The following is an 11,879-nucleotide window of genomic DNA, read 5'->3' as shown; positions in this document are numbered from 1 at the left end:
AAACGAACGTTGAGCAGCCTTTTCTTTTGCTCAACGTTTTATTTTTTTAGCATCTGTTGTTTTTTATTTTTTTAATCAGCGCCGGCCGGCATTTTTATTAACAGGTTTTCATTAGTTTTGCGGTTCTATGTAACCGTAGAAACCTAAGCATACGCATAAACCCACAATGGAGATAGAAAAAAAAGAAAAACCCGATTTTGATGATATTTTTATGAACCTGGCTAAAAGCCTTGCCTTGCGTTCGCATTGTGTAAAGGCTCAGGTCGGGGCTGTATTGGCCAAAGACACCCGTATCATTTCTATTGGGTATAATGGCCCGCCGTCTGGCACGCATAATTGTGATGAGGAGTATCCGGAAACGGGCTGCCCGCGCGATTCTAAAGGAAGTTGTTCTTTGGCCTTGCACGCCGAGCAAAACGCCATTCTCTACGCTTCAAAAAACGGAGCTAATCTGGAAGGCAGCACGCTCTACGTAACGTTGTCGCCATGTATAGCGTGCGCCAGGGTTATTTTCAGTATGAAAATAAAACGTGTAATTTTTCTGGAATCTTATGCTCAATACAAAGGGATTCCGTCTGACGAAGGCGTTGATTTTCTACGTAAGTTCGGAATTGATGTAGAGCAGTATGGGGGTAATCAGTGATGTACTCCCCCATCGCCATGCACGTGTCCGTGTGCAATCTCATCCGGATTGGCATTTCTTACGCCCAGTACCTTGCCTTTAAAATGCAACGTTTCACCAGCCAGTGGATGGTTGAAGTCCAGCATTACAATCTCAGGTTGTACTTCCACTACTCTGCCGTTCATGCGGTGGCCTTCTTCGTTCGAAAACGGAATATAATTGCCTATTTCAAGCATTCCCTCCGGTACTTCTCCGTTATCAATCTTGAAATTCTCAATCGGAAAATCAATTAATGCTTCGGTGTCTACTTCGCCATACCCATCTTCCGGGCTGATGGAAAAATCAAAGGTATCACCTGCACCAAGCCCAATCAGATTTTTTTCAAATGCCTCTGGCAAGCCACTCAGGCCATGTATAAACACAATAGGATCGTTCTCATCCGACACCTCGATAATTTCCCTCTCGTCATTCTCGCCCACATAGAGCTCGTAGATGGCAGTGACAACTTTTTGGGCTTCAACTTTCATATTTTTCGATTTAATGTATTACAATTCAATTTTAAAAATGAGGTATTTTATTACCCCGTAATTTCATAACTTTGCCACAAACGTACAAATTCTACCCTTATAAATGAATTTTTTAGCGCATTTATTTCTATCCGGCGACAACCAGGAAATACTCGTTGGCAATATGCTGGAAGACTACGTGGTTGGTAGAATTGAGCATCCGAGAAACAGCCATTTTTCAGAAAACATCAAAAAAGGCATTTTATTGCATCGCCTCATTGATTCATTTACAGATACCCATCTGCTGATTAGCGCCTCAAAGTCTGTGCTTTATGATAAATACCATAAGTATGCTTCGGTGGTAATTGATATTTTTTTCGACCACTTTCTGGCACGCCATTGGGAGCTGTATTCTTCTGAGCCATTTGATGGATTCAGAAAAAGAGTGCATCAGGCATTTATAGACCACTGGCACCTGTTGCCGGATAAAATGAGGCCGGTTATTGAATCGATGATTAAGCACGACTGGCTGAAAAACTATGCCGAGTTCTGGGGCATTGAACGCGCCCTTACGGGTGTAGCCAAAAGAGCAGTTTTTGAGTCGAATATGGAGCAGGCCGTAACAGACCTGCAGGCACATTATGCTTTTTTTGATGAAAACTTCAAAATCTTTTTCCCGCAGCTGGTGCGGCAGTGTACAGGCTTTTTGCAGGAAAACCATTTTTCACATAACAGTATCGTAATAAAATAAGATTATGTCAGAAATACTGAAATCAATAAAAAAAGACGCAATTAAAGCCCTGTATTTTTTACACGGCGAAGAGCCTTTTCATATTGAGCAAATAGTAGAGAAAATTCAGAAGCTGGCCATTCCGGAACACGAGAAGGGCTTTAATGAATTTGTGCTTTTTGGTAAAGACCTGAATATGGGTGCCCTGCTGAATTATGCGAGGCGTTTCCCGATGATGGCCGAGCGGCAATTAATAATAGTGAAAGACGCACAGCAGATTCAGGGAATTGACCAGAAAGAAAATCAGAAACTGATAGAAGAATATGCACTACTACCCTTGGGTACTACAATATTGGTGTTGGCTTTTGGTAATGCGCAAGACGAACGCAAAGCCTGGGTAAAAGCATTTGGCAAAAGTGGCGTGCTGTTTAACTCAAAGAAATTATATGACAACCAGTTGCCCGATTTTGTGGCCGATTACTGCCATGGCAAGGGCGTTAAGATAAGCCCCAAGGCCATTCAGTTACTTGTTGAACACATAGGCAATGATTTAAAACGACTAACCGGCGAAATTGAGAAAGTAATACTGAATATAAAAGCCGGTGATGGTATTGACGCAGACCTGATTCAAAAGTATGTAGGTATCAGTAAAGAATACAATGTTTTTGAGCTTCAGAAAGCGCTTATTCAGCGAGACATAGTAAAGGCTAACCAGATAATTATTTACTTTGGCAATAACCCTAAAGACAACCCCATACAACCTATCATCATTATCCTTTATAATTTTTTCAGCAAGGTTTTATTGGTGCATGCTTCCGGCGAAAAGTCTGATAGCGGTATTGCAGCCTTATTAAAGGTAAACAGCTTCTTTGCCAAAGATTATATCAATGCTGCAAGAAACTATTCGTTTCCAAAATTGAGGTCGGTAATTCACTCGTTGAAAATAGCTGATTTGAAGTCAAAAGGTGTGGAAACCGGCGAAGAAACGGAGGGTGATATTCTTAAAAGACTGGTTTTTGAAATTCTTCATTAGTATTAAAAGTATTTCGCTTTTTAATTAAATATAGTAGGTAAATGGTAGTGTTAAGGGTTTTGAATCTGATTTACAGCAGCAACTAAACTGGCCAATTTGCTGCTAAGGTTTTGGTAAAATGCGCTGAATCTTATAAAAGCCATTCCGGTTCTTTTTGCTTCAATAATCACCAGCAACTACCAATTTTTTTTGCTTTTAGCGCAGCTTTCAAAAGGCTTTTGGTTTTAAAAAATTGCCTGTTTTTTCACATCGGCCATCAACTGCCTCATTTTTAAAGTACGATTCTTCTCTCCTGTTTTATGGCATTTTAGCCATTATAAACAAACTACTATTTTAGTGATTGTTAAGCAGCATTCCGGTTTTTAGCGGTTGGTACAATTATAAATAACCGTAAATGGAATTGGTAGTTTATGGCACGGCTTCTATGCTCGGATACTATGAATTGAGTTACTTCATTTTTTTATTTGGTCTTTCCTGACCCATAGTCGGGATTTTATATTTAAATTCGTATCCTCTAAATGGCTCTGCACTTAGCAGAGAAAAAACCTAAATAATTAGTGGAACAGAAGAAAAGAAAACTGACCTTCTCCAATAACCCGGTGCATATTGAATCGCTGCCTAATTATAGCTGGATAGAGAGAGATACTTTATTATTGCACATTGCGTTTCAGATATTTATGGATGCCCTGGAGAAAGACAAAGTGCTGGAGGTAATAGACTGGGATAGCAGCAATGAATATAAAAAGGTAAAAAAGTATATTGTTGAGCTGCGCGATTGGTGGATGATTAGAAAAGACAAAGACCGCCTTAAAGAAATAGATTACTCAGACGAATCACAATATGAAGAAGACAGCACTTATCTGCACATGCTGATGCTGATAAGAAAGTATCTGGTAGTTTAGGCTTTTGGAGTGTTTGAAGAATTGTCTGAGGTATTTGCTGGTATTGTTAGTATTTCATAAATATCAACTTATTGCAAAACTGAAAAAGAATGGAAAAACTCAGTAAATTAACCAATGCGCTCAACTGGTTCGAAATTCCTGTGACTGATTTCGACCGGGCTAAAAAATTTTATGAAGCCATTTTTGACCTTACATTGACACCCCTTGACATGCCGGGCTTCCAGATGGCCATGTTTCCTTCAGAACCACCTTATGTTGGCGGTGCGCTTGTAAAAGGCCAAAGCCATGAACCCGGCACCACCGGAATAGTGGTGTACCTGAATGCTAATCCTGACCTGCAATTGGTCGTCGACAGAATTGTGCCTGCAGGCGGGCAGGTTATTATGCCCAAAACCCTCATTGACGAACAAACCGGTTTTATGGCTTTCTTTATTGACTCTGAGGGTAATTCTTTAGGCCTTCATTCAAACAAATAAACTTTTCTTATTTGATAAGCGTGGCCGTATTCGTAAAAGAACACTGCCACGCTTTTTATTTTTCATTTCGGCCTCTATTTATTATTAATTGTTTTATTATGTCAATGCTCTTGTTTGTAGTGTATTTATAGTGTCAATCAGTTTTTACGCTATAAATAACTGCATTTTTAGACGGTTCAAGGCACCTGCACCTCTTTTAGAAACTATATTTCTTGCTAAAAAATCTTCAATGGTTTGTATTTATATTCAGCCTTTCAATCTGGCCATCAATGCCCATGTTCCTTCTTTTGCTATTGAGCCTTTATTGTTGCTCATAAAACAGACCGTTGGTAAGTGCTTCATATCTAATGCGTTGCAAGCCGTTGCAACTATTTCAGCTTCGGCAGATTCATATATCATTTCAGTACCAGACAAAAGCTAAATATGGGAAATAATTGCCTGAAACGTATTAAAGTATTATTTGAAGGGAATAATTGTCAACGATACGTCAATCCGTATCCAAAATAATAAGTTGGTCATTTATTTTTTGGGTTTTTATGGCCAAGCGAATTTAAGCGTGTTTAGGCTTTATCCATTGGCCATTTATGCTGGTTTGAATGAGAAAATAAAGTGCCATACATCAGGTCTCCTATAATACCGGTTTTATGTTATGCCCATATAAAAACATTGAAAACAAAATATTAAATTAATTAAGGCATATAATAGACCTATTATTACCCGAACCAATTTTAAGCCATTGCTCAAACTATTGATTATCAGACCTCTTTAGTATTTATCTTGAAGTTGTTTTTTGTGCCATCAGGCTTTAATTTCTTGTTTTTTCTACTCTTTTCTTGTGTTTTTATTGTGTCAATGCCTAATTGGCATTATAAAAATTTGCTATCTGCTGCTGTTTTCTCTACATTTACATAAGTGATAGACATGAAAAACGAATCAGACGCCAGGCCTTACCTGTGCAGAGGTATTTTTTTACTTCATCAATGCCATCGTAAAAATTTCATTTTCAATCACTTGCAGTAAGTTTATTTGCAAATCCTATTTCGTGCTTATCCTCTAATGCAATTATTATTAACAGGTAAATTCTTCCATGAACGAACAGACTTCGTAACGTGGTTAAGAAAAAATCACTCAACCCATGTTGAGCTGGATCATGCTGTTATCTTCGATTTGTTAGATAACCCGAAGTATTCATTTGATGCCATCATCATAGACGAGCATTTCTTCTCTTCTACCAAGCAGAGTATTGAATTTGCCTGGGGGCTGCACCGTAACTTCCCGGAGGTGCCTACTATTATGATTATCTCTCCCAGAGACAGCTATGAAGATATTTTCGAGATTTATCGTAAGGGTGGTTTGTTTGATGTCATTGAACGTTACCAGATTGATTCAAAAAGTCAGTTTACGGCTTTTAAGGCAATTTTATTTAGGGTTGAACAATCCTTGAAAAGAAACAATCTGATCAAACGAAAGCTGGAAGACCAAATCAATTTACTGAGCGAGGAAGTACAAAAGGCAAAGTCGGAAGTTTCAAGAGAGGCAGAAAGTAAAAAATTAGAGTCTGGCAGCTTTTTGTTTAAGTACCTGAAATCAGAAAGAGAGATATTTTTACAAGAGCGTGAGATTTTCCGTTCTATGTTTTTTAAAGACATAGATATACATGATGAAGACATTCTGAAACGCATACCATTCTTCGAAAAATCGTTTCTTGGCAACAGCAAGAAAACAAAGACATTTTTTGAAGAAACCAGCCAGGCAATTGCCGCCGGCAGCAATATGCTTATTTATGGTAAATCTGGTGCCGAAATAAAAGATCTGGTTACGTTTATATATTTATTTAAGAATCTGCCGTATGAAGTACCTCTTATTGAGCTTGATTGCGCCTTAATCAGTAACGAAGATTTTGAAGCTGAGGCGTTCGGGCATTTTAAGCGGATAATGAATAACCGATATGTAACCAACCAGGGTAAAGAAAAACTGGGCAAGCTGGAACAGGCCAATCAGGGCTTTTTGTTTATTAACAATATAGACCAGCTAAGTATCAGCAATCAGGAGGCCCTTTTTGCTGCACTTAAAAATGGTTACATTACACCGGTTGGCGGTTCTCTAAAAGAACACAGAGTAGATATTGACTTTACACTTATTGCCGGAGCAGCCAGAAATTTACACACCATGATTAACAAAGGTGAGTTTAAGTGGCATCTGCTTAATTATCTTTTGCAAGGCAGTGTAGTTAAAATTCCGATGTTCCATGAGCGCGAGCAAGACTTTAAGTATATTTTCCATTACTTATTGGTAAATGCCGGAGCCGAATTTATTGTAGATGAAACGGCCATTGAATTTTTGTCGAAACAAAACTGGCCGGACGGCATTGTATCTGTCGAACATTTTGTGAATGTTTATCTGATGAATCTGGCCAAACCGGAGTTCTCGGTCATTCGCGGCTTTGAAATGGAAAAAATATTCGGCACCTACAAAAAAGGTTTTGAAGTTAAACAAGATACCCCTCAGTTGGCGCTGTATCGTTTGCATTTGAATACAAAAACCATTAGTACTGTCAGCAAAAACCTTGATTTTCTTGAAAAAACCGCCGAAGAATTCTTTACTGATTTTGAGGTAATAAAAGTAGTAGAACTTGACAAGATGGCGCATCGTGAGTTTCATGATTCGATAGCCGAGAAGAAGTCTACCAGAGGCAGAAAACGGCAAAACGAATGTATGACAGTGAGCCGCTATAAAGACACCAAAAACGGTAAGGTAAATCAGCAAAGGCTGGCTGCCAGATATTTATTGAATCTGCACCCTGAGAAGTGGCCGCTCCTGAGAAAAGTAACCTTTTTTAACGAAATACTGAGCGAAAATACCGAATTATTTGAAAGCAATGTGCCTGAAAACGGTGCAGAGGTGTCGGCACTTCAGAAATCAAACGGGAGTTTATTTTGAATTAAACCGGTTTTGAGCTAAATAATCGGCAATGTTATTCCCTCGGTCAGTTAATAAATAATAGCCGTTTTTTAAGGCGCCTTTAAATTCAATAAGCCTGAGTTCGCGAAGAATCTTGACTTCTCTGGCTATTGTTTCTCTTGACACCCCCAGTTGTTTTGTTAAAACCTGCGTGTTGGTATGCTTCGTTTGCGACAAAAGCTGTATGATATCAAACAATCTTTCCTTTTTTGTATCACTCAAGTCATCAAATATCTGAAGGGGCCCGGTTCCAGACGGGCTTTCTTTTTGTTTTTCTGTGTGGGTATTACCCGGCTGACTGGCGCTAACTGGTTGATTATCAGCTCTTTTAAGAGCCTTCTCTCCTGTTTTGTTATCTTTTTCTTCTTGCTTTTCTGCTTCTGGTGCAGCTTTTTTGGTTAAAGGCGGTATAGATGCCAGAAAAGTAGGACCATCATGAAACTGCGCAGTTTCTGATGAGAACTGACTAACAAAAGAAGCAATTTTTTTAAGCCCAAACCCTAACTCTTCTGCCAGGCCCAGTTCACGCAAAAAACGGCCAATGATAGGGTTTTTAGGCATCGGCTGGTAATCGTTGGGGTCTATGTCGGTATTACGGTTCATGCGGTTGCTGTTGGCCGTAAAAGTGCTGTCTGTATGGGTAATGGCAAATTTGGCAGGCAGCCCGGAGCTGTAGTCCTGATGTGTCAGAAAATTGATAAATATCTCTCTGTACATCAGGTCTCTGATACCCACTCGCGTGGCATTATTCATTACAAAGAAGTCTGGCAGATGCTTTCGCACAAAATCCATTAACTGGTAATAAGTGTCTATCAGGTTAGTGGTAAAGGTTTCGCGGTCATAATAGCCTTCAAAACCATCTTTTTCTCTGATGGCATCAATCCTGAAACTCGGAAAAATCCCCCTTATTACCTCATCTTTACCCAGAAGCAGTACTGCAGCCACTGTAAAACCACTTTCTCTGGTTTCCAGGTCCATTCTCCACAAGCCCGAACTCTTCGTAACCTGCTCAAAATCCATATTCAGCCACGGGTGCGAAGGCCTGGTTTGTGCCAGAAAATTCATAGCCTTTTTGTAGACATCCATATTAAAATGGCTGGTATCTACATATTTAATAATTTTATTGTCGGGGTAATAAAACCTTTTTCTTTCCTGAATACGAATCTGGTCTGATAAACTATCAATTTGAATATTTTTAGGCCCGCGGCGTTCATAAACCCACGTGCCATCTAATGTATGCACCGAATAGCTGTTGGGTATTTTTATATACAATAGCTTTTCGTTATCATAGCTGATAGGTTTTATTACCAGTCTGGGTTTTGGGTGTATCTTGTCAGCATCATTTATGCCGTCAAGCATACTTTTTTCCAGTATTTTAATTTCATTATCAGTAAGCCCTATCACACCTTTATCAAAAGAATAGGCCATCAGCACTTCTCCACCGCTGGTGTTCAAAAAAGCGCATAACGTATAAAAAAAAGCCTCTGATAACTTCCTGTCTGTATTAATTAATTGGGTTTGCTCATCGTTTCCTCTTTCTATCAGATAATGAATATAGTCTCTGGAGAACATTAGTATTAAGATTTATATCGATATTAGGTTTCAGGATTCAATCATTTTGCTTGTATTCAGGTGAATATCAGCTTTTTATGTGCTAAATAAGCACTTAAACAGGTTAGTTTTAGTTTTCATATGGCTGGCATTATATAAAAGGCAATTATTTAAAATACCTGGCTTTTGTCAAAAAAATCAACAATCATCTAAATTTAAAAAATGTTGATTCTAAAAGTTGGTGTTACGCCCAATTGTATATCGGGTAAAAAAATACGCAAAAAATTTGTTACCTGTGCTAATAAATTAAATATTTGGCTTGTTTATTGCGCTTTATATTTTATATTTAATTAAAATGCGTTATTTTAATTAAGTATTTTAATGTTCAAAAAACCATTCATATAAGGCGGACGGAATGATGTTTCCCTTACTTTGTAAATAAAATGGAGTACATTAAGAATACAAAATCTAAAAAATTACCACATTTAAATGCGTAAGGATAGCTTCAGGTACTCTAAAAACGGGCGGAAAACATCCTGATTTTAAAAAGGGAATTTATTCAGATATCAAGAAAACAGTTTATCACCTATTTCTTACGTATATTCACCTGAAACATTTATTTATTACAATATTGAAACTTAATTAACTGATAATCAGTATTCTAATTAGCAGGCTGAAAAATTCATTACTTTTGCATAAAATTTAACCAGGCCATGTCTTGCATTGTAACTCAATGAGTCAATATTTACGGCAGTTTCAATTTTTTATCCTAAAAAAATAACAATTGAAGTCCAACCAGACACTGTTGTAATATATAGCAAAAAAAAGAGGCATTACAAGGTTTTAACCTGAAATGCCTCAATTGCAAACTAGTAGCGGGGAGCAGGATCGAACTGCCGACCTTAGGGTTATGAATCCTACGCTCTAACCATCTGAGCTACCCCGCCAAATAATAATTATTAAAAAAAAATGCTCTTGCGAGCCCCTGTTTTAATATTATGTTGCAATATTAGGGAAAGTTTTCATACATTGCAAAAAATAAAATTCACCAACCTTAATTTTAAGGAAAAATTATACAAATTCTTTAAATAATGATTCATTCACGCTGGGTTTCTATATAGCCTGGGTGATTAACCAACAAACTACTTGATATGGGAAAATTTAAGTTTACACGGGAGTATGAATTTAAGGCTTCGCCTAAAGTCTTGTATCAATACATCAGCACGCCTTCAGGTTTGCAACAGTGGTTCGCTTCTAAAGTAAAGTACGTGAACGATGGCAACTTTGATTTTGTGTGGGATAACGAAAGCCACCCGGCCAGGCTTAGTTCGCAAAGAATGAATAAAGCCACCAAATTTGATTTTCTGAATGAAGAACAGCGCGGTAATTTCGTGGAGTTTAAATTAGAGCAAAGCGAACTTACCAATGCCACTTTCTTTAAGGTTATTGACTGCTCAGACAACACCGACGAAGAAGAGCTAAGCGATTTGTGGGATGGCATGATTGATAAACTGAGAGAGATAGTAGGCGGATAATTTTGTTAAATATGCTTAAACAGCTTGTGCAAACAAAATTCAATGACGAATTTTGCGCAGGCAATTGTTTATTTCTTTAATGAAGAAAATAGATTCTTTAGTAATAAAGTCTTTTATCGGACCATTTATATTAACTACCTGCGTGGTAGTTTTTATTTTTTTAATGCGTTTCCTGATGCTTTACTTCAACGATTTTGTTGGTAAAGACCTGGGCTATGACGTTTTCCTGAAACTTTTTGTTTATTTCTCTCTCATAACGGTTCCTATATCATTACCCTTGGCAACATTGCTTGCCTCTTTAATGTGTTTTGGTAATCTGGGCGAGCATTCTGAGCTTACAGCTATTAAGGCATCGGGTATTCCTATCTGGCGGGTGCTTTTTCCAACGCTTGTATTTGCCTTTGGTGTGAGCATATTTTCGTTCTGGTTCAATAATACGGTGGCTCCGTGGGCCAATCTGAAGGGCTATAGTTTATTGTATGACGTTAAAACCACCAAAGTAACCCTAAATATAAAAGAAGGTATTTTTTATGGCGAGCTGCCTGGTTATAAAATAAAAGTACAGGAGAAGTTTCCGGATGGCAAAACCCTGAAGGGCATAACCATCTATAACCATACCAGCAACGAGGGCAACATTAATGTTACCATTGCAGATTCTGGCAAAATGTACACCATGCTCAATAACAATTATCTGGTTTTTGAGCTATTTAATGGTACCAATTACATGGACTACAAGAATGCCCAGAGTGGTAGCAATAACGAAACGCAGTTTGTAAAAAACTCATTCAAGAAAAACCGGCTGGTTTTTCCGCTGGAGTCTTTTGGTATGAAAAGAACAGACGAATCTCAGTTCAAATACCATGAGTTCATGAAAGATGTGAAGGGCCTTGCACAACAGGTAGATTCAATTCATAAAGAAATAGAAACCACCAACAGGGTTCAACTGGCTACGATGGACCAATACTACAACCATCATCTAAAACGTATTTATAAAGACACCACGCATAAAAAGGTAATACTGGCCGGTAAATGGATTGATGAAAGAATGAAACCCCAGAATGACTCAACCAAGGTGCTTGAAGTGTTTGAGTCGGCTTTTAACCAGGCCAAAAGCGTACAGGACCACTACAAAACCAATCTGGATATCTGGAAAAGTAAAACTAAAGACGCCAATAAGGCCGATGTTGAGCGTTGGCACAAGTTTACAATGGCATTTGCCTGCTTTGTAATGTTCCTGATTGGCTCGTCGCTTGGCTCAATTATCAAGAAAGGTGGCTTCGGAATGCCGGTGCTGATATCCATCACTTTCTTTATATTAATGTATGTATTGATGCAGCTCGGAGACAAATATGCAAAAGAAAGCATTGTTTACGTAATTATCGGGGTCTGGATGCCCGACTTAATATTACTTCTCTTTGGTATCTACTTTTTATACAAGGCCACCAACGATGCCCGTTTGTTTGACAGCGACATCTACGATATTTACATTGATAAAGCGAAAACCTATTTCAAAGCCAGATTCAGACGGAAGGCATCCATCCCTTCTGCCTGATTCAGGCTTTT

Annotated in this window: 11 protein-coding genes and 1 tRNA gene; 8 read left to right on the top strand and 4 right to left on the bottom strand. The window is 38.3% G+C overall.

Translation table 11 applies throughout. The features are described 5' to 3' along the window. The first annotated feature begins 166 nt into the window (after positions 1–166). The gene (locus MB380_RS11215; RefSeq protein WP_253522311.1) at positions 167–643 is read left to right on the top strand and encodes a dCMP deaminase family protein; all 477 of its coding nucleotides are present in this window, start codon (positions 167–169) and stop codon (positions 641–643) included. Here MB380_RS11215 and MB380_RS11210 read toward each other — a convergent pair. Beyond that, positions 637–1,149 carry a peptidylprolyl isomerase gene (locus tag MB380_RS11210; protein WP_253522308.1) on the bottom strand — a complete coding sequence of 171 codons (513 nt, stop codon included), beginning with the start codon at positions 1,147–1,149 and terminating at the stop codon, positions 637–639. The genes MB380_RS11215 and MB380_RS11210 overlap by 7 nt on opposite strands. A gap of 103 nt (positions 1,150–1,252) precedes the next feature. Here MB380_RS11210 and MB380_RS11205 point away from each other — a divergent pair, with 103 nt between their 5' ends. The 4 genes from MB380_RS11205 (at position 1,253) to MB380_RS11190 (ending at position 4,269) form a co-directional block, all read left to right on the top strand. After that, entirely contained in the window at positions 1,253–1,879 is a 627-nt protein-coding gene (locus MB380_RS11205) for an ACP phosphodiesterase (protein ID WP_253522305.1), read from the top strand. Positions 1,880–1,883: 4 nt separating this feature from the next. Further along, on the top strand, positions 1,884–2,891 hold the full coding sequence (holA, locus tag MB380_RS11200; RefSeq protein ID WP_253522302.1) for a DNA polymerase III subunit delta: 1,008 nt from the start codon (positions 1,884–1,886) through the stop codon (positions 2,889–2,891). A gap of 557 nt (positions 2,892–3,448) precedes the next feature. Further along, entirely contained in the window at positions 3,449–3,793 is a 345-nt protein-coding gene (locus MB380_RS11195) for a hypothetical protein (RefSeq protein WP_253522301.1), read from the top strand. An 89-nt stretch (positions 3,794–3,882) separates the two neighbouring features. Further along, entirely contained in the window at positions 3,883–4,269 is a 387-nt protein-coding gene (locus tag MB380_RS11190; protein ID WP_101726915.1) for a VOC family protein, read from the top strand. A 246-nt stretch (positions 4,270–4,515) separates the two neighbouring features. On the opposite strand, the gene MB380_RS11185 is transcribed toward MB380_RS11190, so the two are convergent. Beyond that, the gene (locus tag MB380_RS11185) at positions 4,516–4,683 is read right to left on the bottom strand and encodes a hypothetical protein (RefSeq protein ID WP_253522299.1); all 168 of its coding nucleotides are present in this window, start codon (positions 4,681–4,683) and stop codon (positions 4,516–4,518) included. A 642-nt stretch (positions 4,684–5,325) separates the two neighbouring features. Here MB380_RS11185 and MB380_RS11180 point away from each other — a divergent pair. After that, entirely contained in the window at positions 5,326–7,209 is a 1,884-nt protein-coding gene (locus tag MB380_RS11180) for a sigma 54-interacting transcriptional regulator (protein ID WP_253522297.1), read from the top strand. Here the strand turns inward: MB380_RS11180 and MB380_RS11175 are convergent. Next, positions 7,201–8,802 carry an HTH domain-containing protein gene (locus MB380_RS11175; protein ID WP_253522295.1) on the bottom strand — a complete coding sequence of 534 codons (1,602 nt, stop codon included), beginning with the start codon at positions 8,800–8,802 and terminating at the stop codon, positions 7,201–7,203. The two genes, MB380_RS11180 and MB380_RS11175, sit on opposite strands and share 9 nt — an antisense overlap. A gap of 852 nt (positions 8,803–9,654) precedes the next feature. After that, positions 9,655–9,728 (bottom strand) — tRNA-Met (locus tag MB380_RS11170). A gap of 204 nt (positions 9,729–9,932) precedes the next feature. Between MB380_RS11170 and MB380_RS11165 the strand changes: the two genes are divergently transcribed. Both MB380_RS11165 and MB380_RS11160 read left to right on the top strand, forming a co-directional pair. Continuing rightward, complete coding sequence (locus MB380_RS11165; protein WP_101726918.1) at positions 9,933–10,316, top strand: START-like domain-containing protein; 384 nt, start codon at positions 9,933–9,935, stop codon at positions 10,314–10,316. Between the two features lie 79 nt (positions 10,317–10,395). After that, positions 10,396–11,868 carry an LptF/LptG family permease gene (locus MB380_RS11160; RefSeq protein WP_253522293.1) on the top strand — a complete coding sequence of 491 codons (1,473 nt, stop codon included), beginning with the start codon at positions 10,396–10,398 and terminating at the stop codon, positions 11,866–11,868. Positions 11,869–11,879 lie beyond the last annotated feature (11 nt).

This window comes from Emticicia sp. 21SJ11W-3 (genome assembly GCF_024138715.1).
Classification (GTDB): Bacteria; Bacteroidota; Bacteroidia; order Cytophagales; family Spirosomataceae; genus Emticicia; species Emticicia fluvialis.
This window is presented reverse-complemented; position numbering and strand designations above follow the sequence as displayed.

Coding starts and splice junctions, on each gene's coding strand:
- MB380_RS11215 (WP_253522311.1), top strand. CDS start 167: ATGGAGATAGAAAAAAAAGAAAAACCCGATTTTGATGATATTTTTATG.
- MB380_RS11210 (WP_253522308.1), bottom strand. CDS start 1,149: ATGAAAGTTGAAGCCCAAAAAGTTGTCACTGCCATCTACGAGCTCTAT.
- MB380_RS11205 (WP_253522305.1), top strand. CDS start 1,253: ATGAATTTTTTAGCGCATTTATTTCTATCCGGCGACAACCAGGAAATA.
- holA (WP_253522302.1), top strand. CDS start 1,884: ATGTCAGAAATACTGAAATCAATAAAAAAAGACGCAATTAAAGCCCTG.
- MB380_RS11190 (WP_101726915.1), top strand. CDS start 3,883: ATGGAAAAACTCAGTAAATTAACCAATGCGCTCAACTGGTTCGAAATT.
- MB380_RS11180 (WP_253522297.1), top strand. CDS start 5,326: ATGCAATTATTATTAACAGGTAAATTCTTCCATGAACGAACAGACTTC.
- MB380_RS11175 (WP_253522295.1), bottom strand. CDS start 8,802: ATGTTCTCCAGAGACTATATTCATTATCTGATAGAAAGAGGAAACGAT.
- MB380_RS11165 (WP_101726918.1), top strand. CDS start 9,933: ATGGGAAAATTTAAGTTTACACGGGAGTATGAATTTAAGGCTTCGCCT.
- MB380_RS11160 (WP_253522293.1), top strand. CDS start 10,396: ATGAAGAAAATAGATTCTTTAGTAATAAAGTCTTTTATCGGACCATTT.